Here is a 26125-nt window from a genome sequence, read left to right as displayed (position 1 = left end):
CCCGCCGCAATCAAGCGATTGGAAGACATCAGCCAGCCGCCCTGCTGGTCGTAGATGGTGATGCCGCTCAGTTGCGGCATCAGCGGCTGTTGTCGACGGATCAACGCGTTGATGCGCTCGATCTGCGCCGGGCCACTGCCTTCGGTTTCCAGGCGCTCGACCAGCCCCAGCAACAGCAGCGCGCTTTGCCGCACGATGCCTTCGGTGTAGGTGTTGAGCGCCTGGGTCAGGTTCAAGCCATGCACGTCCACTTCCGCCAGCGCCCGCTCACGGGAAGACAGGACTTTCCAGATCGTCAACGAAGTCAGGGAACAGCCGATGACCAACAGCAAAAGCATCACAAGACGGGTATCACGCTTCACGTCAGCACCTTAAGGAAGCCTGGTAGGTATTCCAGCCATCATTCGAACGTCGGTACTCACAGCGGCCACCGGTTCCGGTGGCGCACGCATACAAGCGGACTGAAGGCCCGCCCCCATTGAGCAGCCTTTACCAGAACCGCTGCTGGGTCAGCCGGCTCCACCAGGTCAGCAACACCCGATCCACCGAACCACTGGCCGCCAGCCCTACACGCTCCTGCAGGCTTTTACGCTCGGCATAGTGCAGGTGGAACACCTCGGCCGTCTTGGCCTTGGTCGCCAGGTATTCGTCGCTGGTTTGCAGTTCGTCGACCAGTTGTTTATCGAGCGCTGCAACACCCAGCCACACTTCTCCGGTCGCGACGTCATCGATGGCCAGCTGCGGGCGATAGCGCGACACAAAGTTCTTGAACAACTGATGGGTGATGTCCAGGTCTTCCTGGAACTTTTCGCGGCCCTTCTCGGTGTTTTCGCCAAACACCGTCAGGGTGCGTTTGTATTCGCCGGCGGTCAGCACTTCAAAGTCGATGTCGTGCTTTTTCAGCAGGCGGTTGACGTTGGGCAACTGCGCCACCACGCCGATGGAGCCGAGGATGGCAAAGGGTGCGCTGATGATCTTCTCGCCGATGCACGCCATCATGTAGCCGCCGCTGGCCGCGACCTTGTCGATGCACACGGTCAACGGCACGCCCGCCTGGCGGATACGCGCCAGTTGCGACGACGCCAGGCCGTAGCTGTGCACCATGCCGCCGCCGCTTTCCAGGCGCAGCACCACTTCGTCTTTTGGCGTGGCCAGGCTTAGCAATGCGGTGACTTCATGGCGCAGGCTTTCGGTGGCCGAGGCCTTGATGTCACCGTCGAAATCCAGCACGAACACCCGCGGCTTGGCCTCAGGCTTGTTCTTGCCCTGCTTTTTCTCGGCTTTGCTTTCGGATTTGCGCAGGGCCTTGAGCTGGTCCTTGTCGAGCAGCGACGATTCGAGGCGCTCGCGCAGGCCCTTGTAGAAATCGTTCAGCTTGCTGACCTGCAATTGGCCGGCGGCTTTACGACGCCCTTTGCTGCGCAGGGCCGCGAAGCTGATCAACACCACCAGAATAGCGACCACCAGGGTGACGGTCTTCGCCAGAAAGCTCGCGTATTCGGCCAAAAAATCCATATGTCTCCTTAAGAATGCACTGCGCCAGGCGCGGATGGCCCAGCATACCGGCGCCAATGCCTGCGGACCAGTGCCCAGACCGCCAGCAGCGCACCTCTAACGGACTTTTAAAACAAGCGTATGTTTTTTCATTGACAGCTCGCGGGCATCCTCATAACCTCGCCAGACTTTCAACGTACCGGGAAAACGGACGTGGGCAGCATCTATCTGATTCGACATGGCCAGGCCTCCTTCGGTGCAGACGACTATGACGTCCTGTCGCCCGTCGGCGTGGAACAGGCCCAGGTACTCGGTCGCCACCTGGCAGAGCTGGGGCTGACGTTCGATCGCTGCCTGTCGGGCGACCTGCGCCGCCAGCAGCACACCGCCACCGCCACGTTCGATCAATACCGCGCCCTCGGCCTGCCGGTTCCGCCCCTGGAAATCGACAGCGCATTTAATGAATTTGACGGCGAGGCGATCATTCGCGGCCTGCTCCCCGACCTGCTTGGCGAGGAACCCGACGCCGTGCACATCCTGCGCAATGGCGCGCAGAACCGCAGCGAATTCCAGCGCATCTTCGCCCTGATCATCGAACGCTGGCTGGCCGGCACCTACGATCCACCGGGGCTGGAAAGCTGGCTGGGTTTCGTGGAGCGTGTGCAGGGTGGCCTGCAACGCATTCTGGAAGCGGCCGACAACAGCGACAAAATCGCCGTGTTCACTTCCGGCGGCACCATCACCGCCCTGCTCCACCTGATTACCCGAATGCCGGTCGCCCAGGCGTTCGAACTGAACTGGCAAATTGTTAACACCTCGCTCAACCAGCTGAAATTCCGTGGTCGCGAGGTGGTACTGGCTTCCTTCAACAGTCATGCCCACTTGCAGCTGTTGAAGGCGCCGCAGTTCATCACTTTCCGATGAACTGCGGCCAACCGTGACCCCAAGGTCACTGGACTCCACCCTAAAGGATCGAAACCATGACTGACGTAGCCAAAGCTGTAGAAGCAATGAAAGCCAAATTCAACCCAAGCGCTGCCGAAGGCCTGGACCTGGTATTCGGTTTCCGTATCGACGACACCAAGAATTTCTCGCTGGTGGTCAAGGACAAGACCTGTGAACTGCAGGAAGGCGAAAACCCGGACGCCCAAGTGACCCTGGTCATGGACAGCGAAACCCTGGAAGGCATCGTCGACGGTTCCACCGACGGCATGCAGGCCTTCATGGGCGGCAAACTGCGCACCGAAGGCGACATGATGCTGGCGATGAAACTGAGCGAGTTGTTCCCTTCCTGATCACCCAGGTTGTAACGCGCCTTAAACGAAAAATCCCGCCAATGGCGTAATGTTGTTCAGTCAAGGCTTTTTGTAGGAACGAGGGGGGCGCCTAGCTCTTGCTCGCGAAAAACTCACAGGCGCCGCGTTTATTCAGGACGCACGCGTTATCGTTGACGTTTTTCGCGAGCAAGCTCGCTCCTACACGGGGCGATATACGCTTGACTGAACGGCTTACGCTGAAGGCGGGATTTTTTCATTTAAACGCACAGGCCCGGCTGTCAGCCACCTGCGGCGGCGTCGACCTTTTTGAACTGTTCCAGATCCCGTGGCTTGCCCTCGGTACCGTACCGGTTGATGAGACGCCCCTCCCCCGGCTTCAATTGGAACTCCCCGGACTCCACATCGCGGCCGATCACCAGCACATACTTGTTGCGCCCAACGCGCACATAAACATTATAGAAATCCACCAGCTGATCCTCAGTGATGAAAATACTGTAGGCATAACGCGCACGACGGGCCAGGTTGGGCCACTGCGCCTCCAGTACAGCGACATCCCCGTCCTCACCCACGATGTCCATCGCACGAATGGCTTCTTCAACCAGGGCGTCATTGGCATCGGCGCTTATGGCCACAGGTTTGAGCCGGGTCATCTTGCGCACCGAATCAGGGTCCGCTCCCCGTACTTCGTCGTCCAGCGACAGTGTCACTGACTCGAGACGGTACGTACCGTTTTTGACCCATTTGGAGGCATCGACGCTTTCTGAATCCTGACAGCGCAGACACGCTGCCCTCATCGAGGCCGCACTGGCGCTGCCGACAGACAGGCAGGAGACCAATACACCGGCGCCCAGCAAGATGCCCAAGCGGCTGGCCGGACTTGAAAGGGTGACGCACTTAAGCATGATCTACATCCATGTAAGGTTGGGGGGGTGGGCAAATCTACCTGATTGATGCCTTGAGCGGAACATTGAGCAACAACGCCACCAACGCACTCCACCCCGTCTGATGCGACGCCCCCAGGCCACGCCCGGTTTCGCCGTGGAAATACTCATGGAACAACACCAGATCGCGACTGGCCGGGTCCGCCTCCAATTGCGCATACCCCGCCATCGAAGGGCGCAGGCCGTTTTCATCGCGTAGAAACAAGCGCGTGAGGCGCTGGCTGAGGCTGTTTGCCACTTCCTCAAGGGACGCCAGATAACCGCTGCCAGTGGGGTACTCCACCGAGAAATTATCCGCATAGTAGCGGTGAAACTCGCGCAGCGATTCGATCAGCATGTAGTTCACCGGCATCCACAACGGCCCGCGCCAATTGGAGTTGCCGCCGTACAAGCGTGAGTCGGACTCGCCGGGCTGGTAGCGCGCACACAGGATGTCGCCGTTCATCTTCAGCGCCAGCGGCTGTTCGGCAAAGGCCTTGGATAACGAGCGCACGCCAAACGTCGACAGAAACTCATGGTCATCGAGCATGCGCCGCAGCAGGTCCTTGGTGCGCTCGCCACGCAGCAAGGCGAGCAACAGGCGGTTGCCCTGCCCCGGTTCGTTCCAGCGCGACACCAGCTTGGCCAGGTCCGGCCGGTGTTTCATAAAACCCAGCAGTCGCTCACGCAGGCCTTGCAGCCCTTCGTGCTCGCGCTGCTCCAGCACCAACACGGCAAACAATGGCATCAGGCCGACGATGGAGCGCAGCCGCACCGGCTCGTTCTGGCCGTCCGGGCGGTGCAGCACATCGTAGAAGAACTGGTCCTGCTCATCCCACAAGCCTTCGGCGCTGTCGTCCACGCGGTTGATCGCGCCGGCGATGTACAGGAAGTGCTCAAAGAACTTCACCGCGATATCCACGTACACCCCATTGCGCTTGGCCAGTTCCAGGCCGATGCGCATCAGGTCCAGGGCATACGCTGCGACCCACGCGGTGCCGTCGGCCTGATCCAGCTGGTAGCCGGGCGGCAAGGTGGCCGAGCGGTCGAACAAGGCGATGTTGTCCAGGCCCAGGAAGCCGCCCTGGAACAGGTTGCGGCCCTCGGCGTCCTTGCGGTTGACCCACCAGGAAAAATTCAGCAGCAGCTTGTGGAAAATCCGCTCGAGAAAGTCCATGTCGCCCACGCCGGTCAGCGCCTTGTCCTGCTGATACACGCGCCAACTGGCCCAGGCGTGTACCGGCGGGTTGGCGTCGTCGAAACGCCATTCATACGCCGGCAGCTGGCCATTGGGGTGCATAAAGCGATCTTTAACCAGCAACAATAACTGTTGCTTGGCATACCCCGGATCAATCAGCGCCATTGCCACGGCCTGGAAGCCCTGGTCCCAGGACGCGTACCACGGGTATTCCCAGGTGTCGGGCATGGACAAAATGTCGAAATTGGACAAGTGCCGCCAATGGGTATTGCGGATGTGCAGGCGCTCGGGCGGCGGCGCGGGTTGGGCCGGGTCGCCGTCGAGCCACTGGTTTACATCAAAGTAGTAGAGCTGCTTGGACCACAGCAACCCGGCCAGGGCCTGGCGCTGCACATTGCGCGCGTCAGCATCGGCAATGCCTTGCTGCAAGGCGGCGTAGAAGTCGTCCGCCTCTTGGCGGCGCAGCTCGAACAGCTTGCGTGCATTGACCTCGGGCGCGTCCACCGGCGCAAACCGCAGGTACAGGGTTTTGCTCTCCTGGCCCGCCAGTTCGAGGCTGAAACGCGCGGCGACCTTCGTGCCCGTGTCGCGGCGAATTGCCGAGTCCGCGCCGCCCACCACATAGTCGTTGATGCCATCCTTGAACGGCCCCGGCGCCGGTTGCCCATCGAGCTTGGGGAGGTTGCTTTCGTTTTCGCAGAACAGCCACTCCAGCCCGTCCTGGCCCCAGGCGCTGAGGTGACGGTCAGTCAGCTCATGATGCCGGGCCAGCACCCGCTCACCGTCCAGGCGCAACTGCGGCTTGGGCGCGTCAAAGGTCCAGCTCCAGTCATTGCGCGCCCACAGTTGGGGCAACACCTGCACACGCGTCGGCTGGTCCGCGCGGTTGTGCACGGTGACGCGCATGAAAATATCGTCAGGCTGATGCTTGGCGTATTCGACCGTTACATCACAGTAGCGGTTGTCTTCGAATACGCCGGTGTCGAGCACTTCGTACTCGGCATCCTCAAGCCCACGGCGGGCATTTTCGGCGATCAGGTCGGTGTAGGGAAACGCCGCATGGGGATATTTGTAGAGCATGCGCATATAGGCATGGCTGGGCACGCCGTCGACAAAAAAGTACAGCTCCTTGACGTCTTCTCCGTGGTTGCCCTCGGCGTTGTTGAGGCCGAACAGGCGCTCCTTGAGGATGCTGTCACGCTCGTTCCACAGCGCCAAACCCAGGCACCAGCGTTGCGCCTTGTCGCTGAAACCGGCCAGGCCGTCCTCGCCCCAACGGTAGGCGCGGCTGCGGGCGTGTTCGTGGGGGAAGTAGGCCCAGGCGTCGCCGTCGGCGCTGTAGTCCTCGCGCACCGTGCCCCATTGGCGTTCACTCAAGTAAGGCCCCCACTCGCGCCAGCGTTCGGCATCCTCTGTTGCCAGCCGCCGGCCTTCGAGGGTGTCGAGTATCGGGTGTGTGGGTGTGGCCGTCATTGAGTGCTCCATCGCCTGCCGGATGAGCAGCAGTGTAGAACCCAATGACGCCCGGATGCACATGAAGACTCAGGCGGGCCTGGTCGGCGGTGCCGGTGTGTTTGCCCGATTGTGGTCATGTTCATCTCATCTCATTCATTTGCAGAATGAAGTCCAGAGGATTCTTCGTTTGCAAGCCGGCGTGGCGCTCAACAAAATCGGGACAAGGCCACTTTTGTCATCCCAGCCATCAGGAATTTTTCTATGCACGCCACTGCACATGTCAGCCCCGACGAGATCCGCAAGGGCTTTTCCAAGGCGATGTCCGACATGTACCGGGATGAAGTTCCGTTGTACGGTGCGCTGCTGGAGCTGGTGGCGCAGACCAATGCCCACGTGCTGGAGAGCGACCGGGGCCTGGCCGAGCACCTGCACCGTACCGGCGAAATCCAGCGCCTGGGCATGGAACGCCACGGTGCGATCCGCCTGGGCACCGCCGCCGAACTGGCGACCATCAGCCGCCTGTTTGCCGTGATGGGCATGCAACCGGTGGGCTACTACGACCTGACACCGGCGGGCGTGCCGGTGCACTCCACCGCCTTTCGCGCCGTGCATGAGCAGTCACTGCAAGCCAGCCCGTTCCGCGTGTTCACCTCGCTGCTGCGCCTGGAGCTGATCGAAAACCCCGCGCTGCGCAGCTTCGCCGAAACCGCCCTGGCCAAGCGCTCGATCTTCACCCCAGGCGCCCTGGCGTTGATCGAGCAGGCCGAAACCGACGGCGGCCTCGATGCCGAGGATGCCGAGGCCTTTATTCGCCAGGCGCTGGAGACTTTTCGCTGGCACCACAGCGCTACCGTCACGGCCGAACAGTATCGGCAACTCAGCGACCAGCATCGACTGATCGCCGACGTGGTGGCCTTCAAGGGCCCGCACATCAACCACCTCACCCCGCGCACCCTGGACATCGATCAGGTACAGGCCGCCATGCCCGCCCACGGCATCACCCCCAAAGCCGTGATCGAAGGCCCACCGCGACGCCATTGCCCGATCCTGCTGCGCCAGACCAGCTTCAAGGCCCTCGATGAACCCATTGCCTTTACCGATGCCCAGGGCAGCCACAGCGCGCGCTTCGGTGAAATCGAACAACGCGGCGTCGCGCTCACGCCCAAGGGCCGCGCCCTGTACGACCAGCTGCTGAATGCCGCCCGCGATGAACTCGGCGCGGCACCCAACGAGGCCAATGCCGCGCGCTACGAGCAATTGCTGGAGCAACACTTCCAGGCATTCCCGGACAACCACACGCAGATGCGCGAACAAGGCCTGGCCTACTTTCGCTATTTCCCCAGCGAAAAAGGCCTCGCAGCCCGCGGCCAGCCCGAATCACCGCGTACGCTGCAGGCCTTGCTCAGCGCAGGGCACGTGGAGGTGGAACCGCTGGTGTACGAGGACTTCCTGCCGGTGAGCGCAGCGGGGATCTTCCAGTCGAACCTGGGCGATGCCGCGCAGAGCCACTACGCGGCCCATTCAAACAAAGCCGAGTTCGAAAAGGCGCTGGGCCGCAGCACGATTGACGAGTTGCAGTTATATGACGAAACGCAGCAGCGTTCCGTGGAGGCGTGTGTGAGAGCACTGCTGGTATAAAAAAGCTGCCGGTATAAAACGCTGCAGATATAACCAGAGCGTCCACCGGCAGCGATTTTTGCTTAACCCAACTTCGCGACAATTTCGTCTTTGATCAGCAACCGTTTCTTCTTCAACTTCTCCACGTCCTCATCACTGGCGCTTGCCGATTCCGCCTTCAGCACCTCCCCGTCGGCAGCGTCGTATTGCGTAAGCAGCGAGTCCAGCCGTTTGTCCCCCGCCCTGCGCTCGTGGACAACTTCCTTGCTCAACCCCAAGTCCTGATACAGGTCGTGTTTCACTGGCATGACTTACCTCCACAAGTTGATCAATGGCCTACCCCTTGAAGCTAGCCCATTGACCGGGGTGTTGTCATGTTTGCAGTCGATACAGCCCCGTTCGTCGCAACCCTGGCGATGGGATCAAACCTTTTGGCCTGCCCTGCCCTCCACTGTAGATCGCCACTCGAGGGAGACCGGTTTCATGAATCACACCGCAACCGCCGCCGACACGCAATGCATCAACACTATCCGCACCCTGGCCATGGATGCCGTGCAGAAGGCCAACTCGGGCCACCCCGGTACGCCGATGGGTCTGGCCCCGGTGGGCTATACGCTGTGGAGTCGTTTCCTGCGCTATCACCCGGAGCATCCCGACTGGCCCAACCGTGACCGCTTTGTGTTGTCGGTGGGGCATGCGTCGATGCTGCTGTATTCGCTGCTGCACCTGGCCGGCGTGGTGGAGATCGACGCCCACGGCAAGCGTTCCGGCGAGCCGGCGGTCAGCCTGGACGACATCAAGCAGTTCCGCCAGATGAGTTCCAAGACCCCGGGGCACCCCGAGTACCGCATAACCACCGGCGTGGAAACCACCACCGGCCCCCTGGGCCAGGGTTGCGCCAACAGCGTGGGCATGGCCATGGCCGAGCGTTGGCTGGCCAAGCGATTCAACCGCGACGGCCAGGTGCTGTTCGATTACGACGTCTACACCCTGTGCGGTGATGGCGACATGATGGAAGGCATCAGCAGCGAAGCGGCGTCAATGGCCGGGCATTTGCAGCTCGATAACCTGTGCTGGATCTACGACAACAACACCATCAGCATCGAGGGTCACACCGAACTGGCCTTCAGTGAAGATGTGATCAAGCGCTTCCAGGCGTATGGCTGGCACACCGTGCATGTCACCGATGCCAATGATCTGCAGGCATTGAGTGTGGCGCTTCAAACCTTCAAGGCCAATACCGGCGCACCGACCCTGATTGTGGTCGACAGCGTGATCGGCTACGGCTCGCCGCACAAACACAACACCGCCGCCGCCCATGGCGAGCCGTTGGGCGAAGACGAAATTCGCCTGACCAAGGCCGCCTATGGCTGGCCTGAGGACGCCAGCTTCCTGGTGCCCGATGAAGCGCGCACAACGTTGCGCGATGCACTCGTTGAGCGTGCCGAGCCGCTGTTCGCCGAGTGGAACCAGACCTTGGCCGCCCTCGACCCGCAACGCGCCGATGAGCTGCAGCGCATGCGCGCCGGGGAAATGCCCGAGCACTGGCAGGCCGACCTGCCGAGCTTTGCGGCCGATGCCAAGGGCGTCGCCAGCCGCGCATCAGGCGGCGAGGTGCTGAACGCCTTCGCGCAGAATATTCCCTGGTTGCTGGGCGGTTCTGCGGATCTGTCGCCGTCGACCAAGACCAACCTCACGTTCGACGGCGCAGGCCGTTTCAGTGCCGACGACTACAGCGGGCGCAACCTGCACTTCGGCATACGCGAGCACGCCATGGGCGCGATTGCCAACGGCCTGGCGCTGTCCTACCTGCGGCCGTACACCTCGACGTTCCTGGTCTTCAGCGACTACATGAAACCGCCGATCCGGCTCGCGGCGATCATGGAGCTGCCGGTGGTGTTCGTGTTTACCCACGACTCCATCGGCGTGGGCGAAGACGGCCCGACGCATCAACCCATCGAACACCTGACCCAGCTGCGCGCCACCCCGGGCTTGCTGACCCTGCGCCCGGGGGATGCGAATGAAACCCTTGAGTTGTGGAAGGTGGCGCTGGCGCAAACCCATCGGCCAAGCTGCCTGGTGCTGTCGCGCCAGCCGCTGCCGACCCTGGACCGCAGCCGCTACGCGTCGGCCGCAGGTGCGGCCAAGGGCGCCTATGTGTTGGCGGGTGCGGACAAGCCCGAGGTGATCCTGCTCGCCACTGGCAGTGAAGTCAGCCTGGCGGTTGCGGCCTATGAACAACTCACCGGCGAAGGCATTGCCGCGCAGGTGGTGTCGATGCCCAGCTGGGAACTGTTTGAAGACCAGGATCAGGCCTACCGCGACAGCGTCTTGCCGCCGACCGTGAAAGCCCGCGTGGTGGTCGAGCAGGCCGGCCCCCTGGGCTGGGATCGCTACGTCGGACAGGCCGGGGCCAAAGTGGTGATGAACAGCTTTGGCGCCTCGGCGCCGCTGGCGAAGTTGCAGGAAAAGTTCGGCTTCACCGTGGAAAATGTGGTGGGGTTGGCCAAGCAGCAAATCCAGCACAACCGGGCGGAATAAACCGCGCCAATGCGCAGGGGGCTTGCCCCCGATAGCGAAGTGTCAGTCACGGATGATGTGACTGATGCACCGCCATCGGGGTATAGGTATCTACACAACGTTTCAGACCGTAGCAGCCGACGGTAACCACGATGCGAAGCGAGTCGCTCTTGATCTTGATCTGCTTTTGATCTTAGGCGCCCCGTTAAACCACGCTGGCCGAACGCAGGCTTGAATCCGTGGGTAACCCGGCAGGACGCCGGGTTAGCCGCACTGGGCCAGGGATGGCCCATTGCGGCGGCCCACGGATTCAAGCCTGCGTTCGGGCACACCGAGCATTAGCGAGGTGCCGAGTGGTGGGGCAAGAGCGTTTTGCTTACTTTTGCGCTTTTCAAAAGTGAGCCGCTGTAAAAGCGGAACCCATAGCAGCCGTTACCGCAGAAACGGATATGTACTCGGTCCAATCCAGCATCCTGGTCGGCTCAGAGGCCGCCATCGGGGCCAAGTCGAATCGTCGCACCGCCCCTCCCACATTTGCACCGGGATCGACACAGCATAGCGGTCGGCTCCAAGGCCGCCGTGCCTTGATCTTGGGCGCCCCGTTAAACACTGCGGGCAGTCGCTCAGCAACCGCCGGCCAGGCGTTCGCGCAGGAACTCGACCAGCGCCTGCACCGGCCGCGAACTCTGCCGGTGCTGGGGGTACACCGCCGACAAGGTCAGGGCTTCGGGGGCGAACGCGTCCAGTACGCTGACCAGGCGGCCGTCCTTCAACGCATCGCCGACGATAAAGGTCGGCAGGTAGGTCACGCCCAGTCCGGCAATCGCGGCGTCGCGCAGCAAATCGCCGTTATTGACGCGCATGCGCCCGCTCACATGCAGCGCTTGCAGCTTGCCCTTGAAACGCCATTGCACCTGGCGACCGTGCCCGTAGGGCAGGCAATCGTGATCGGCGAGGTCATCGGGTTTGTGCGGCGTACCGCGCAGGGCCAGGTAGTCGGGGCTGGCGCAGTAGACGCGCGGGATGCTGGCAATACGTCGGGCGATCAAGGTGGAATCTTCCAGGGTGCCGATGCGCAGTACCAGATCGTAGCCTTCACCGATCAGGTCCACCGGGCGGTCGCTGAGGTCGACTTCCACCGCGACTTCCGGATAGCGCTGCAGGAACAACGGCAGCAGGCACCCCAAATGCGCCATGGCAAACGACAGCGGCGCGCTGAGGCGAAGGGTGCCGCGCGGTTCACTGTTCTGGCCGGCGATACCCTGTTCCACTTGCTCGACGTCACTGAGCAGGCGCAAGGCCGATTCGTAGTAGCTCTGGCCCAGCGGCGTGACATCCAGGCGGCGCGTGGAGCGATTGAGCAGGCGCACACCGAGGCGGTCTTCCAGCTGGATCAGGCGGCGGCTGACGAACTGCTTGGACAGGCCCAACTGCTCGGCGGCCGCAGTAAAACTGCCGGACTCCATGACCTGGCAGAACAGGCGCATGTCTTCGAAGGGGTTCATTGTCGCTTCTCGGTGGACGATGGGCTGTTTTATAACCGGTCAGTGACCACACCACAAACCCAATGTGAAACACAATCAAATGTGGGAGGGGGCTTGCCCCCGATGGCGGTGGTTCAGACACAGCAACTGTGACTGTTGCACCGCTATCGGGGGCAAGCCCCCTCCCACAGGGATTATCTACAGCTTTGAGACCGGGTTACTTGGCCGTGAACGCCGAGTAGCTGTTCATCAGGTTGCGGTAGTTGGGGATGCGCGGCGACAGCAGGTTGGCCAGGCCTTCCATGTCGTTGCGCCAGTCAACCTGCAGCTCGCAGGCCACGGCGAACCAGTTCACCAGTTGCGCACCGGCAGCGGTCATACGCGCCCAGGCTGCTTGTTGCACGGTTTCGTTGAAGGTACCGGAAGCGTCAGTAACCACGAACACCTCGAAGCCTTCATCGAGGGCGCACAGGGTCGGGAACGCGACGCACACATCGGTCACCACACCGGCAATGATGATCTGCTTGCGGCCGGTGGCCTTGACGGCCTTGACGAAATCTTCGTTGTCCCAGGCGTTGATCTGGCCAGGGCGAGCGATGTACGGCGCATCAGGGAACAGTGCCTTGAGTTCCGGCACCAGCGGGCCGTTGGGGCCGGCTTCAAAGCTGGTGGTCAGGATGGTCGGCAGGTTGAAGAACTTCGCCACGTCGGCCAGGGCCAGCACGTTGTTCTTGAATTCGTTGGGGGAGAAATCCTGCACCAGTGAGATCAGGCCGGTCTGGTGATCGACCAGCAGGACAACCGCGTCGTCTTTGTTCAAGCGCTTGTAAGTCATGGGTTAACTCCGTTGGTGTTGGTTAGAAGGCAAAGCACGAGCAGCCGAACGCGCCCCAGAAGCCCTGGAAGTCGCTGACCGGCACGCTGGAAAAACGGGCTTTTTCATGGCGGTGGGCATGCACGCCGCAGGGGCCGCTGCACTGGTGTACTTGAGCTTGCAGCGGTGAAGTCGGCCGCCAGTGCCCCGGCACCTTGACCACCGGCGACCAGTCCGGCAGCACCGGAACCCGTGGCGGTGCGTAATCGTCGAAGTCGCCGGCGCCATATACCACCTTGCCGCCGACCACGGTCAGTACCGACTCGATCCACTTGATGGCTTCTTCGTCGACGCTGAAAAAATCCGCCGACAACGCTGCAACGTCGGCCAGTTGACCGACCTTGATCTGGCCCTTCTTGCCCTGCTCGGACGAGAACCAGGCGCTGCCGTGGGTAAACAGCTCCAGTGCGGTGAGGCGCGGCAGGCCCTCGGCGTGCAGCTCCAGGCCACCGACGGTGCGGCCGCTGACCATCCAGTACAGCGATGTCCACGGGTTGTAGCTCGACACCCGCGTGGCATCGGTGCCCGCGCCTACCGGTACGCCTTCAGCGAGCATGCGCTTGATCGGCGGCGTCGCTTCGGCGGCCTTGGCACCGTAGCGCTCAACGAAGTATTCGCCTTGGAACGCCATGCGGTCCTGGATCGCAATACCGCCGCCGAGGGCACGCACGCGCTCGATGTTTTTCGGCGTGATGGTTTCGGCGTGGTCGAAAAACCACGGCAGGCCATTGAACGGAATGTCACGGTTGACCTTCTCGAACACGTCGAGCATGCGCGAGATGGATTCGTCGTAAGTGGCATGCAGACGGAACGGCCAGCGCTGTTCCACCAGGTGGCGCACCACCGGTTCCAGCTCCTGCTCCATGGTCAGCGGCAGGTCCGGACGCGGTTCGAGGAAGTCTTCGAAGTCGGCGGCGGAAAACACCAGCATCTCGCCGGCACCGTTGTGGCGCAGGTAGTCATCGCCCTGATGCAGGGTGACGCTGCCGGTCCAGTGCTTGAAGTCGCTGAGCTCTTCCTTGGGCTTCTGGGTGAACAGGTTGTAGGCGATGCGCACCGTCAACTGCTGGTCCCTGGCCAGTTGCTCGATCACCGCGTAGTCGTCGGGATAGTTCTGGAAACCGCCGCCGGCGTCGATGGCGCTGGTCAGGCCCAAGCGATTGAGCTCACGCATGAACTGGCGGGTGGAGTTGACCTGGTACTCCAACGGCAGTTTCGGGCCTTTGGCCAGGGTCGAGTACAGAATCATCGCGTTGGGCCGCGCCACCAGCATGCCGGTGGGGTTGCCGTTGCTGTCACGCACGATCTCGCCGCCCGGTGGGTTCGGCGTGTCCTTGGTGTAGCCGGCCACGCGCAACGCCGCACGGTTGAGCAAGGCGCGGTCGTACAGGTGCAGCACGAATACCGGCGTGTCCGGCGCGGCCTGGTTGAGTTCTTCAAGGGTGGGCATGCGCTTTTCGGCGAACTGGAATTCGTTCCAGCCGCCCACCACGCGCACCCATTGCGGCGTGGGGGTGCGGTCGGCCTGGTCCTTGAGCATGCGCAGGGCATCGGCCAGGGACGGCACGCCTTCCCAACGCAACTCGAGGTTGTAGTTCAGCCCGCCGCGGATCAGGTGCAGGTGCGAGTCGTTGAGGCCGGGAATCACGGTACGGCCCTTGAGGTCGATGACCTCGGTGGTGCTGCCGCGCAGGGCCATGGCTTCACCGTCGGTGCCCACGGCGACGAAGCGCCCGTCACGAATGGCGACCGCGCTGGCGCGAGGGTTTTCCCGGTCCACGGTGTGGAACTGGCCATTGAACAGAATCAGATCGGCGTTCATGGGGTTTCCTTTACAGAGGCTTCAAGCCAGGGAGCGAACAGGCGAGTGGCCGCCGGCATCAGCAGGTAAACCACCAGCAGCACGATGGTCAGGGTGACCAGGAAGGTGGAGACCACGTAGTTGGACAGAAACGGATGCAAACGCAGGATCGGCCCCCAGATAAACGGCAGGAGCAGGGTTTGCGGCAGGATCACACACAGGCTCACCACCGCCTGCTTCCAGCGCGGCGGCTTGGCGGCTCCGTCGGCCTGGGGGGCGAACCAGAATTCATTGGCGGCGCCGACTTCAGTCTGGTCGCCGTCGGCCAGCATTGGCGCCGCTTCATCGATCAGGGCCTGGCGTTGCGGGGAGTCGAGCCACAACTCCAGGGCGTCGGTGGAGCGGTAGCGCAGTACGCAGGTAAACAGGGCCATGCCGCTCTGCTGGCTGCGCACGACGTCAACGCCAAGGTGGCCGGGGCGTTCACCGGCGGTGCGGACGATGCGGCGCAGCCAGGCTTCGTACTCGGTTTCACGGCCGGGCTTGACCCGGTGCTTGACGACCAGCGTGACGACTTCGTCGGGGCTGATGTTGGGTGTTGGGTCCATGATGGGTGTTTCCCCCCGGTGCATTTAGCGATGGGGGGAGTGTGCTGGGCAAAGGCGGTGGAGAATTGAATGTATGTGCTGTTTGCCGCGACGCTCAGCCTGGCTTTTGGTAACCGACGCCCTGGAAGGAGAACTTGAGCGCCTTACCCTCGCCGTTCACTCGAGTCACTTGCAGATCGCCGGTGATCGAATTGCGGAACCGACCATACAATCCCTCGCTCTTGACTGAACCCACCTTGATATTGCCTTGGTCATCCGTGGTGAAAGGCGCGGAAAAGCTGCCTGCGGTCGGCGCTATCTGCGAACTGCGATCGATCTCCTTACCGTAGTGTTCGACGAACCCGCTATAGCTCGTGGTCAAGCTGACCTTGCGATCGACGTAAAGGTCTTTGACGTGTTGCCTGGGCCCGAGATGCTCGGGGTCCGTGACGTCCTGGATATACCCGCTCAACCGCTGCGGATTCTGCGGGTCTTGCTCCACCGTGAGGTTGTATTGATGACCGAACGTGAAATCCACCGTTGTACTGTTGCTCGCCCCCGGGCCACCGTCCGCGTCGCAACTGCCGTCCGGAGCGGTAAAGTGCGACCCGAACCCGGAAAACGGCACCTGCGCCTTGCCGTCCTCCCCTGGCTGCAGCCCGATATACCCGTCGCCGAGGGAATTACCCTGTGCGTCATTAATGCCGAACTGCATCGCGTAATAAATCCCCGCAGGCTCGCTAGGGGTTCTTTGCGGGCCCGCGCCAATACTGATTGGAAAAGTAAGGTTGCTCACCCCCTGGCCTGATCCGGGAACCGTGTAGGAAACGAGGTACATCCCATCGGGTGCTGAGGCCTCCTTCTTAATCTCCAGACGCGGATCGCTCACCCTGTCCAGTTTTGAGGTCTCGACAGTCACCGGCACAGCCCCCGGCGTGGAGACGACAGAGCGGGTTGAGCCCGCGACGCCAGCGCCCGAATCAGCGCTCGCGGGTATTGACTCCGGGTGCCGCGACGCCGAAGCGGGCGCGTCATGACCCGGCTGTGGTGTAACCGGTGGAATAACCTGTGGCCTCTGAGAGATATACATAGTCGCTACCCGCCCCTGCTTGAAAGTTGACCCATGGTAGGCGGGCCAACCCCAGGCGGGCAGCCGGAAAAAGCGTGCGCATCGTTAGGACTTTGCTGTATGTCGAGGCCGGCCAGGTGAGACCGCGTTCGGCGCCGGGGCTGAACCGCTAAACCTCTGCGGCCATATGTTGCGCAATCTTGCCCCGCAACCAGCGCTCGGCCGGGTCATTGTCATGCACCCCGCTCCACACCATCGACAGCTCTGCCGCATCAATCGCGAACGGCGGGTCTTCGGCCCGCAGGCGGGTGCCCTCGGTCAATGCACACGCCGCGTAATCGGGCACGGTCGCGATAATCTGCGAACCGGCCAGCAATGCGCGCAGCCCGCTGAACTGCGGCACCGCCAGCACTACCCGCCGCGAACGGCCGATGCGTGCGAGGTCCAGGTCGATATTGCCGCTCAAATCACCCGAGAACGACACCATGGCATGGGGCCTGGCGCAGTAATCGTCCAGGCTCAGCGGCGCCTCGCCATCATCGCCGCGCAGCACCTTGCAGGGAATATCGCGCAGCTTCCTGCGCTTGGCGTTGGCCGGCAGTTCGGTGGTGTAGCTCACCCCTACCGAGATTTCACCGCTGGCCAGCAACGACGACATCAACAGGTAATTGGCCCGGCGCACCACCACGATGATGCCGGGTGCTGCTTCGCGCAGGTGACTGAGCAAGGGCGGAAACAGCCCGAACTCGGCGTCGTCGGACAGGCCGATGCGAAACACCGCGCAGCTGGTGGAGGGGTCGAAATCCTTGGCACGGCTGACGGCGCCCGAAATGGTGTCCATGGCCGGTTGCAGTTCCTTGAGTATCGCCACCGCCCGTGGCGTGGGTTCCATGCCGCGACCGTTGCGCAGCAGCAACGGGTCGTCGAACAAGTCACGCAGGCGGCCCAGTGCCGCGCTCACCGCCGGCTGGCCCATAAAGAGTTTCTCGGCGACCCGGGTCAGGTTCTTCTCGAACATCAGGGCTTCGAAAATCACCAGCAGGTTCATGTCGACGCGGCGCAGGTCGTTGCGGTTCATGGCGGTATCCAGACGGTTTGCAGGGGGTCAGGGAAGCACGCCCGCAACGCTCGCGATTGCACACCTGTGCTGTCTTTTCCCCGCCGGCACCTGGCGAAATTAACAACGATTAACTCGTCAGCCAGGCGGTCCGGCAACAAGATGAACGGCGTCTACACTGCATCCATTCAACGGGAAAGCTCCCATCGACTGCGGATATTTGTCATGGCCCGACTCGAGCAATATGCCCCTCGTCTATCCGCCACCGGAGGCCTGTGCCCCCGGCGCGAGCGTATCGCCAAGCAACTGATCCTCGCCAACCTCGGCGAAAGCCTGAGCATCGCCGAGCTGGCCCAGGCGTGCGCGTTGTCGCGCAGTCACTTTTCCCGCGCCTTCAAGTGTTCCACCGGGGTGTCGCCCCAGGAGTGGATTCGCAACCAGCGCATCCTGCGCGCCAAGGAACTGATCACCGGTTCTTCCCTGAGCCTTACGCAGATCAGCCTGGAATGCGGCTTTTGCGACCAGGCGCACTTCTGTCACATGTTCACGCGCAGCGAGGGCGTGAACCCGATGACCTGGCGAAACCACCACTCGCGCTCCAAGCCCGAGGTGATCGCAGCCTAGTGGTCTTCAAGCGCCTGGAATATGCTTGCCCATCCGTTACTCTTGAACCTGGGCAGCCATGAATGAGTTGAACGACCAGGCCGTGCACTTCGGCCCCTACCGCATCCATCCGCGCGAGCGCCTGGTGCTGGAGGCCGGTCGCCCGCTGCGCCTGGGACGGCGGGCGGTGGATATTCTGCTGATCCTGCTGGAGCACGCCGGCAATGTGGTGAGCAAGCAGGAGCTGATCGCGCGGGTCTGGCCCAAAAGCGTGGTGGAAGATGGCAACCTGCGGGTGCACATGGCCGCGTTGCGCAAGGCCCTGGGCGACGGCCAGGCGGGGCAGCGCTATATCGTCACGGTCGCCCAGCGCGGCTACAGTTTTGTCGCGCCACTGAGCATCGAACCGATGACGCTACCCACCGACGGCGCGCCCCAACGCCCTGGCCACAACCTGCCGCTGCGGCGCACGCGCATGATCGGCCGCCAGGCCCTGATCGATGCGCTGGTGCAGCAACTGCCGCAGCAACGTTTCATCACCCTGACCGGCGCCGGTGGCATCGGCAAGACCACCGTCGCGCTGCGCGTCGCGGAATTGCTGATCGGGCATTACCGCGATGGAATTCATCTGCTGGACCTGGCGCCGCTCAGTGCCGCGTCGATGATTCTGCCCAACCTCGCCGCCTTGCTGGGCGCCGCACCCGGGGAGAATGCGCCGCTGGCAAGCCTCGCCCGCAGCTTGCAGGCACGCCAGTTGCTGCTGGTGATCGACAACTGCGAGCACCTGCTCGACGACATTGCTCTGATCAGCGAAACCCTGTTGCGCCATGCGCCGCACCTGCACATCCTCGCCACCAGTCGTGAAGCGCTGCGCGCCGAAGGTGAGTCGGTGCAACGCCTGGAGCCGCTGAGTTGCCCGCCCGCCACCGGCAACCGCGCCCAGGCCCTGGGTTACCCGGCCATGCAATTGCTGATCGAGCGGGCCATGGCCCATCAGGACAGCTTTGCCCTGAGCGATGCCGACCTGCCGCTGGCCATCGATATCTGCCAGCGCCTGGACGGCATTCCCCTGGCAATCGAGCTGGTGGCCGCGCAGATCGAGCGTTTTGGCTTGCCGGGGCTGCTGGTGCAGATGGAGGACAACTTCCGCCTGCTGACCCGCGGACGGCGCAACGCCCTGCCCCGCCAGCAAACCTTGCGGGCCACGCTCGACTGGAGCTTTGACCTGCTCACCGAAGGCGAAAAAATCTGCCTGCGCAGGCTGGCGGTGTTTCGTCGGGGCTTCAGCCTGGTCAGCGCGGCGGCGGTGATCGCCGGGGAACACGTGGCCCTGGCCGAAGTGCTCGGCTCCATCACGCAACTGGTGGCCAAGTCGCTGCTGAATGTGGACGCCGGCGAGGAAGAGATGGTCTATCGCCTGCTGGATATCACCCGCACGTATGCCCTGGAAAAGCTCAGCCTCGCGGGCGAACTGCAAGCCACGCGCGAACGCCATGCGGCACGCTGCCTGGCGCTGATGGAACAGGCCCGCGGTGATTGGGAACTGATCGCCACCCAGCCCTGGATCGAGCGCTACGCACCGTTGCGCGAAGACGTGCGCGCCGCCCTCGACTGGGGATTTGCCGACGACGCGGGGCACTTGCTGGCGATCCGCCTGACGGTCAGTGCGATGCCCCTGTGGCAGGAACTGTCGTTGCTGCGCGAGCATGCCGGTTATGTGGACAAGGCGCTGGCGCTGATCGATCAGGTCGAAGCGCCCTGTACGCAATTGACCCTGCAACTGCAATTGGCCCTGGGCAGCCTCTCCTACCACGCCCTGGGCGCCGCGCCGCAGACCATTGCGGCGTTTGTCGGTGCCGCGCGCCTGGCCGAAGAACGCCAGGACCTGGCCGGCCAGTTACGCGCGGTCTCCGGGCATATGGCGGTGAACCTGTGTGCCGGGCGCTATGACCAGGCGCTGCAACAGAGCCTGCAATTTGATCGCCTCGACCCGCGCACCGAGCCGCTGCTGGACCTGAGTACCCAACGCCTGCGCGCCCTCGCCCGGCATTACACCGGCGATCAGGCACGGGCACGGCATCATGCCGAGCAGGTGCTGCAACGGATGAGCCACAGCGGCCACGTGAACCGCTTCGCCCACGGCGTCGGCGTGCAGTACGACCAGAGCGTCGCGTCCCTGACCGTCCTGGCGCGCATCCTTTGGCTGCAAGGCTTCCCCGAACGCGCCTGGCGCACCGCGAGCCAGGCACTGGAGCTGGCGCTGCAGATCAACCACGGCACCTCGATCTGCTACACCCTGGCCTTGGCTGGTGTAGTCATCGCCCGCTACAACGGTGCCGACGACGAGGCACAGGCCATGCAACGCCTGTTGCTTGAGCAGGCGCACAAGCATTCGGTGCAACTGTTCCAGACCTGGGCCGGGCACTATGCCGGCATCCTGGGCGACCAGGATCTGCAGGGTCTGGGACTGATCGAGGACACCCTGGTCACCTTCGACATGCGGCAGGTCGATGAGCCGGGCATGCACCGCGCGCGCAGTGGCGCGGCGGGCTGGTGCGCGCCGGAAATCCTGCGGGTGTACGCCGGGCAGGTGTCGCTCCAGGGGGATACCCACGGTGCTGAAACGCTGCTGCTCGAAGCCCTTGGCCTGGCACGCCGGCAAGGTGCCCTGGCCTGGGAGTTGCGCTGTGCGGGCTGCCTGGCGCAACGCTGGCAGCAACAAGGGCGCAGGCAAGCCGCCAGGGATTTGCTGGAGCCGATCTACGCTCGATTTACCGAAGGCTTCGCCACCCGCGATCTACTGCGCGCACGCCGCCTGCTCGACGAGTTGCAGGACAAACGGCCGGCCTGAAAACTCACCCAGGCACTGCCCATAACCTTGCTGCAAGCGCTCGACCTGAAGCGGATCGCGCAACTGCGCCAGGGCGTAGCTGCGCACGCTATTGAGCAGGCGATAGCGCGTCGGGCCCGGGCCAGGCTCGGCGGTCAGCAGCGACAGATTGACCAGACGCGCCAGCAGGTAAGACAAATCAGCGTGCTCAAGCTCGGTCCCGCTGACCATTTCACGCAAGGTGGGCAGGGTCACCGCCATCTTGAACAGGCCCAACTGCAGGAACAGCCAGCACTCCGGCAGGCTCAGGCGCTCGTAGCTCCAGTCCAGCGCGGCGGTCATTGAGCGATGGCGTTCCACCGCCGTGCGACGACCGTGGCTCAGCCCGTGCAGGCCGCTGCGCAATTGCCGCTGCACACCGCCGATACCCAGGGCGTCAACCTGGGCGGCCGCCAGTTCGAGGGCCAACGGGATACCGTCCAGGCGCCGGCAAATATCACGCAGCGGCATCAACTCCTGGGGCCGCAACACAAAACCCTGCTGACTGGCGCGCGCCCGTGCGACGAACAACTGCACCGCGGGACAGGCCATGGCCTGCTCGACACTGCCCAGCGCCGACGGCGACGGCACGCCCAACGGCGGCACGCGCATCACCCATTCGCCCGGCACCAGCAAGGCCTCGCGACTGCTGACCAGCACGCTGACCTCCGGCGCCCTTTCGTGCAGCGCGCGCAGCAGCTTGCGACAGGCACCGAGCAGCAGGTCGGCCCCATCGAATACCAGCAGCAATCGGCGCGCGGCCAACCGTCGGCACAGCTCATCGAGGCTGTCGACCGCGTCCAACTGCAAGAGCGTGGCCAGGTGCCCGAGCAGTTCGCCCAGCGTGCGCAGGTCGCCCAGGTCGACCCACCACACCCCGTCGCGATAGCGTGGCAACACGCGTTCGGCGAGCGCCAGGGCCAGGGTACTTTTGCCGATACCGCCCACTCCGGTCAGGGTCAACAGCCGCTGCCCGGCCATGCGCCGTACCAGCATGCCTACCAACTCATCGCGACCGACCACGGGGCTCAGCCGCGCCGCCAGGTTGTGCTCTGCCGGCAACGTCGGCAGCGCGCCTTGCACGGGCGCAGCGAAGCAATAACCGCGCTGCGGATGATTGAGGATCAAAGGCTGCACATCCACGGCGCGACGCAACGCGGCAATGTGCACGCGCAGGTTATTGTCTTCAACCACGCTGTTGGGCCAGACCCGTTCGATCAAGGTCGCCTTGCTGATGAAGTGCCCCGGCGCTTCCAGCAACACCGCGAGGATATCCAGGGCGCGCCCGCCCAGCGGCACCGGCCAGCCGGCCTTGCTGACCAGACGCTGGTGCCGATGAAACGTATAGGCGCCGAAGCTCACCGCCGCAGAATGATTCATGTCCGTAACAGCGCTGAAACACCCGTGCTTGAGTGCCTGCGCATCCTTTTTCCGTGGGCTCGACGTTATCTTGCCAGCTGGCGATAACAGGACAATGCTGGCACGGGGAGCGATACGGACAATCGGGGGCCTCAGACGGACAGGGTGTCGTTAACTGAACTGTTGTCGGTATTGGGTAGGGTTCAGGCCGAGCTTTTCACTGAACAGAAAGCGCATATGCCGCACGCTGCCGAAGCCTGAGTGGAACGCCACGGTCTTGAGCGGCAGGTCGGTGGTTTCCAGTAACTGGCGGGCACGGTCGATGCGCGCGCCTTGCAGAAACGCCATGGGCGTCATCTGCACTTCCCTGGCGAACAGTCGCGCAAAGTGCCGCGCGCTCATGCCGGCAAGTTCGGCCATCGACTCGATGGTAAAGGGTTGGTCGAGCTGCGCCAGCACGTGGTGCTGCACCCGAGTGATCGCGGTTTCCTGGGGCGCCACGGCGGCGGTCATCGGGCTGAACTGGGCCTGGCCACCCTGGCGTTTCATCACCACCAGCAACACCTTGGCCACGTCCACCGCCACTTGCTTGCCATGGTCCTGGGCGACAATCGATAGGGCCAGGTCGATACCGGCCGTGACGCCACCCGAGGTGATCAAGCGTCGGTCCTGCAGGTAGATGCGATCGGTCTCGACGATGGCGTTCGGGAATGCCTTGATCAAGCGTTCGGTGTAATGCCAGTGGGTGGTCACGCGGTGCCCGTCGAGCAAGCCGGCGTGCCCGAGCACAAAGGCGCCGGTGCAGATCGAACCGAAACGCCGTGCCCGTGGCGCCATCGCCTTGAGCCAGGGCAGCAGCGCGGGATGGCATTCGTTATAGGCCCCCGGACCGCCAGGCACCAGCAGCACGTCATAGGCGTCCTGGGCCTGCTCCAGCAGCAGGTCGGTCTGCACCGTGACGCCATTGGAGGCGCGCAACGGCCCAGGCTCGGTGCCGATGGTGAGGATCCGGTAGTGGTCGGCCACCGGCAGGTAGCGGTTGGCAATCGAAAACACTTCAAGCGGCCCGGCCATGTCGAGCAGCAGGAAGTCCGGAAACAGCGCCATGGCCACGGTTTTCATAAGCGGGAAACGTCCATCGAGAAGAAAGGCGACGGGCATTATGGCATGCCTTTTACTGTCAACTCATAAGAGACAGTTATTCGGATTTCATCTTCTTAATGAATTAACCGTTAACCATTAACCTTCTTCTCAACGCAAGCGCCCTGCATCTCGCAGCCCGCGCTCACTTGAGGACTGGACCATGCTGACCCTTCGCAAAGCTTCCGAACGCGGCGCCGCCAATCACGGTTGGTTGAAGTCGTTCCACACCTTCTCCTTCGCCAACTACTGGAACCCGAATGAACAAGGGTTTTCCGACCTGCTGGTGATCAACGATGACCGCGTCGCCGCCGGCAAAGGCTTCGGCCAGCACCCGCACCGTGACATGGAGATTTTCTCCTATGTGCTCGAAGGCGCCCTGGAACACAAGGACACCCTGGGCACCGGTTCGGTGATCCGCCCCGGCGATGTGCAATTGATGAGCGCCGGCAGCGGCGTGGCCCACAGCGAGTTCAACCACAGTCACCGCCTGGGTGTGCACTTCCTGCAAATCTGGATCGTGCCCAATGAAGCCGGGGCCAAGCCGCGCTATCAGCAGGAGCACTTCAGCGAAGCGCAAAAACGCGGGCGCCTGCAACTGATCATCTCGCCGGATGGCGCCGACGGTTCGTTGAATGTTCGCCAGGATGCGCGGGTGTATGCCGGGCTGTTCGATGGTGATGAAAGCGCGCAACTGGACTTGCCGCCGGATCGCTATGCCTACATCCATGTGGCGCGCGGCAGCGTCGAGCTCAATGGCCAGCGCTTGCAGGAAGGCGACGGTGCGCGCGTACGGGACGAACGCCAGATTCGCCTGAGCCATGGCGAGGACGCCGAGGTGCTGGTGTTTGACCTGCGCCCCAATGAAGTGCCGCAGATGCCATGACGGTCGCAGTGATGGCCCGTGAGCGGGTCCATCGCTGGCGTCGATAGTCACCATCAGCGCAATGAAGTTCTCTTAAAAACTGCGACGCGTAACATCAAACCCATGCCAAACGGCACCTCACTAAAACACTTGGAGCACACCATCATGAAACGCCAACTCTTGCTTAGCCTCGCTTTCTCGGTACTCGCTGCAAACGCTTTCGCCCACCCGGTAGTCGCTGAAGGCGGCGCGGATCGCATGATTGAAACCCGTGTTGCCGAAGGTGGTGCGGATCGCTTGCAGGAACGTGGCCTGGCTGAGGGCGGAGCGGATCGCCTGCAGGAACGTGGCTTGGCCGAGGGCGGTGCGGATCGCCTGCAGGAACGCGGCCTGGCTGAGGGCGGTGCAGATCGTCTGCAGGAACGTGGCCTGGCCGAAGGCGGTGCTGAACGCCTGCTGAGCAACCACGTATAACCCCTGCTGTTGAAGGGAACCCAAACCGGCCTGATCAGCCGGTTTTTTTGTTTTCTATCAACCCGCGTTCGTCAGCTTCTTCAAGTTGAACTGCGCATCGTCGCGCGCGATGTACAGGTGGCTTTTTCCTTCCTGTACCTTGAATAGAAGTTTCATGCCGACCAGTTTTTCAAGATCCTTGCGTGCCGTATTTTCGGAAATGTCATAGTCATGGGTGAGTTCCCTGGGCGTATAGATGCGCCCAGGGTGTTGCAGCACTTTTTTCAGGAAATGGCCCTGTCGGTAGTTCAACCCTTCTTTTAAATCAAGCGAATCGAGCCAGCTCATCAGCTCTACGGCTTCTTGCCTTTTACCTTCGAAATACAGCATGAATTCGTTCATCGCGCGCTCGATGACCCGCAATTGATAAATGACGAAATAGGTCAAATCGAATCCATCGGTTTGCGTATGGATATACGAGCGCCCGTATTGCATCGGGGCTTCTTTGAGCAAGGCGCTGATGGAAATGTACTCAAAAGGCCAATAACCACTTTTGAGCATGAACCAATAGAACAACGCGCGCGCTGTCCGGCCGTTGCCGTCCCTGAAGGGGTGCTCATAACCCAGCATGAAATGAAGAATGATGGCTTTGACCAGCGGATGGATAAAGTGCCTGCCGCCTTGACCGTCATGGCGGTCATTGGCAAACCTGCAAAGTGCCTCAAGCCTGTCCGGTAGCAATGCAGCCTGAGGGGGTTGATGAACAATTTCATTCCCCGCGCCGCCGACAAAAATATCGTCGGTTTCCCTGATATGCCCGGGGCGAATATCGTCCTCGTCAATCCCTGCTGTCGCGATGCCATGGAACTCACAGATCAATGCGACAGACAGGTCTTCGCCCTGGTTGTACTTGGCATGTTTCATCAGTTGATAGTTATTGAGGATCATCCGCTCATCGTCATTCTGCGGCGGGCGCTCCTTGGCCAGCATGTCCTTGGCGATTTTGCGCGTGGTCGCGGCACCTTCCAGTTGGGCGCTGGAAATTGCCTCTTCCATCATCAAGGAGTCGACCAGGTACTGAGCGTTATCACGGTATTGAGGAGACGACGCTGCCGCCCCGCCTAAACGGGATGTCACCGACTCGACAGCGTGAATCACCGCATCGCTGAAATCCGTGGAGCACAAGAAAAAAGCACTGCCGCATTCGCTCTTGAGCTCAAGCGTCTTGCTCCCACAGGCCCGGGACATCTTGATGGCGGCCCAGGCCGCCTCTTTATTGATCCCCGGCGTCGGGTAACGGCGGAATTCGTCCCAGTGCAAATATCGGCCTTTGTCATCGACCGCCTTGAAAATGCGTGCAAGCTCGAAAACCTGCAAACCATGACGATCTAACAAAGCCGCGAAATCAGTGGGTTTATGGATTTTCGCCACGACTGAAACTCAATTTTGAAAAATTGATTTGATCGTTGCGCGCCAGTGCCGC

21 protein-coding genes and 1 pseudogene are annotated in these 26125 nt (G+C 62.3%); 7 read left to right on the top strand and 15 right to left on the bottom strand.

The genetic code is table 11. The features are described 5' to 3' along the window. Positions 1-362 (bottom strand): annotated as a pseudogene (locus BFP93_RS29455) (diguanylate cyclase); the annotation flags it as partial. 127 nt (positions 363-489) lie between these two features. After that, a complete protein-coding gene (sohB, locus tag BFP93_RS26820; protein WP_065895597.1) occupies positions 490-1515 on the bottom strand; it encodes a protease SohB in 1026 nt (341 codons plus the stop codon). 192 nt (positions 1516-1707) lie between these two features. Between sohB and BFP93_RS26815 the strand changes: the two genes are divergently transcribed. Together BFP93_RS26815 and BFP93_RS26810 are read left to right on the top strand one after the other, a co-directional pair. Continuing rightward, positions 1708-2418, top strand: a complete 711-nt coding sequence (locus BFP93_RS26815) for a histidine phosphatase family protein (RefSeq protein ID WP_065895596.1) — start codon at positions 1708-1710, stop codon at positions 2416-2418. A 56-nt stretch (positions 2419-2474) separates the two neighbouring features. Beyond that, complete coding sequence (locus BFP93_RS26810) at positions 2475-2789, top strand: SCP2 sterol-binding domain-containing protein (RefSeq protein WP_005788868.1); 315 nt, start codon at positions 2475-2477, stop codon at positions 2787-2789. Positions 2790-3049: 260 nt separating this feature from the next. Here the strand turns inward: BFP93_RS26810 and BFP93_RS28975 are convergent, their stop codons facing one another. Next, positions 3050-3673 (bottom strand): hypothetical protein, encoded by a 624-nt coding sequence (locus tag BFP93_RS28975; protein WP_065895595.1) that lies wholly within the window; start codon positions 3671-3673, stop codon positions 3050-3052. A gap of 37 nt (positions 3674-3710) precedes the next feature. Beyond that, positions 3711-6362 carry an MGH1-like glycoside hydrolase domain-containing protein gene (locus BFP93_RS26800; RefSeq protein ID WP_065895594.1) on the bottom strand — a complete coding sequence of 884 codons (2652 nt, stop codon included), beginning with the start codon at positions 6360-6362 and terminating at the stop codon, positions 3711-3713. Between the two features lie 243 nt (positions 6363-6605). Here BFP93_RS26800 and BFP93_RS26795 point away from each other — a divergent pair, with 243 nt between their 5' ends. Next, positions 6606-7982: a 2-oxoadipate dioxygenase/decarboxylase HglS gene (locus BFP93_RS26795; RefSeq protein ID WP_065895593.1), complete on the top strand. Its 1377-nt coding sequence runs from the start codon at positions 6606-6608 to the stop codon at positions 7980-7982. Between the two features lie 62 nt (positions 7983-8044). Here the strand turns inward: BFP93_RS26795 and BFP93_RS26790 are convergent, their stop codons facing one another. Beyond that, positions 8045-8269, bottom strand: coding sequence for a DUF465 domain-containing protein (locus BFP93_RS26790; RefSeq protein ID WP_065888320.1), 225 nt, complete (start codon positions 8267-8269; stop codon positions 8045-8047). 175 nt (positions 8270-8444) lie between these two features. Here BFP93_RS26790 and tkt point away from each other — a divergent pair, with 175 nt between their 5' ends. After that, complete coding sequence (tkt, locus tag BFP93_RS26785) at positions 8445-10502, top strand: transketolase (protein ID WP_065895592.1); 2058 nt, start codon at positions 8445-8447, stop codon at positions 10500-10502. Between the two features lie 602 nt (positions 10503-11104). Here the strand turns inward: tkt and BFP93_RS26780 are convergent. The 6 genes from BFP93_RS26780 to BFP93_RS26755 all read right to left on the bottom strand — a co-directional run bounded on the left by BFP93_RS26780 (position 11105) and on the right by BFP93_RS26755 (position 17374). Then, the gene (locus BFP93_RS26780) at positions 11105-11986 is read right to left on the bottom strand and encodes a LysR family transcriptional regulator (protein WP_065895591.1); all 882 of its coding nucleotides are present in this window, start codon (positions 11984-11986) and stop codon (positions 11105-11107) included. A gap of 196 nt (positions 11987-12182) precedes the next feature. Beyond that, a complete protein-coding gene (ycaC, locus tag BFP93_RS26775) occupies positions 12183-12800 on the bottom strand; it encodes an isochorismate family cysteine hydrolase YcaC (RefSeq protein WP_065888317.1) in 618 nt (205 codons plus the stop codon). Positions 12801-12822: 22 nt separating this feature from the next. After that, positions 12823-14661: an amidohydrolase gene (locus BFP93_RS26770; RefSeq protein ID WP_065895590.1), complete on the bottom strand. Its 1839-nt coding sequence runs from the start codon at positions 14659-14661 to the stop codon at positions 12823-12825. Beyond that, entirely contained in the window at positions 14658-15248 is a 591-nt protein-coding gene (locus BFP93_RS26765) for an antibiotic biosynthesis monooxygenase (RefSeq protein ID WP_065895589.1), read from the bottom strand. Before BFP93_RS26765 ends, BFP93_RS26770 begins: the two co-directional genes overlap by 4 nt. Positions 15249-15342: 94 nt before the next feature. Beyond that, complete coding sequence (locus BFP93_RS26760) at positions 15343-16146, bottom strand: hypothetical protein (RefSeq protein ID WP_256095241.1); 804 nt, start codon at positions 16144-16146, stop codon at positions 15343-15345. 319 nt (positions 16147-16465) lie between these two features. Beyond that, positions 16466-17374, bottom strand: coding sequence for a LysR family transcriptional regulator (locus BFP93_RS26755; RefSeq protein ID WP_065895588.1), 909 nt, complete (start codon positions 17372-17374; stop codon positions 16466-16468). Between the two features lie 204 nt (positions 17375-17578). Here BFP93_RS26755 and BFP93_RS26750 point away from each other — a divergent pair, with 204 nt between their 5' ends. Next, positions 17579-17977: a helix-turn-helix domain-containing protein gene (locus tag BFP93_RS26750; protein WP_065895587.1), complete on the top strand. Its 399-nt coding sequence runs from the start codon at positions 17579-17581 to the stop codon at positions 17975-17977. A 58-nt stretch (positions 17978-18035) separates the two neighbouring features. Then, positions 18036-20807, top strand: a complete 2772-nt coding sequence (locus BFP93_RS26745) for an ATP-binding protein (RefSeq protein ID WP_065895586.1) — start codon at positions 18036-18038, stop codon at positions 20805-20807. Here BFP93_RS26745 and BFP93_RS26740 read toward each other — a convergent pair. Continuing rightward, positions 20754-22205 carry a winged helix-turn-helix domain-containing protein gene (locus tag BFP93_RS26740; protein ID WP_065895585.1) on the bottom strand — a complete coding sequence of 484 codons (1452 nt, stop codon included), beginning with the start codon at positions 22203-22205 and terminating at the stop codon, positions 20754-20756. The genes BFP93_RS26745 and BFP93_RS26740 overlap by 54 nt on opposite strands. A 150-nt stretch (positions 22206-22355) precedes the next feature. Next, positions 22356-23306 carry a GlxA family transcriptional regulator gene (locus BFP93_RS26735; protein ID WP_065895584.1) on the bottom strand — a complete coding sequence of 317 codons (951 nt, stop codon included), beginning with the start codon at positions 23304-23306 and terminating at the stop codon, positions 22356-22358. Between the two features lie 181 nt (positions 23307-23487). Between BFP93_RS26735 and BFP93_RS26730 the strand changes: the two genes are divergently transcribed. Then, entirely contained in the window at positions 23488-24210 is a 723-nt protein-coding gene (locus BFP93_RS26730) for a pirin family protein (RefSeq protein WP_065895583.1), read from the top strand. 120 nt (positions 24211-24330) lie between these two features. Here the strand turns inward: BFP93_RS26730 and BFP93_RS28970 are convergent, their stop codons facing one another. Next, the gene (locus tag BFP93_RS28970; RefSeq protein WP_176717587.1) at positions 24331-24657 is read right to left on the bottom strand and encodes a hypothetical protein; all 327 of its coding nucleotides are present in this window, start codon (positions 24655-24657) and stop codon (positions 24331-24333) included. 63 nt (positions 24658-24720) lie between these two features. Beyond that, positions 24721-26073, bottom strand: a complete 1353-nt coding sequence (locus BFP93_RS26720) for a Fic family protein (RefSeq protein ID WP_065895581.1) — start codon at positions 26071-26073, stop codon at positions 24721-24723. Between the last annotated feature and the right edge of the window lie 52 nt (positions 26074-26125).

The organism is Pseudomonas sp. 44 R 15 (assembly GCF_900004965.1).
GTDB classification, from domain to species: Bacteria; Pseudomonadota; Gammaproteobacteria; order Pseudomonadales; family Pseudomonadaceae; genus Aquipseudomonas; species Aquipseudomonas orientalis_A.
This window is presented reverse-complemented; position numbering and strand designations above follow the sequence as displayed.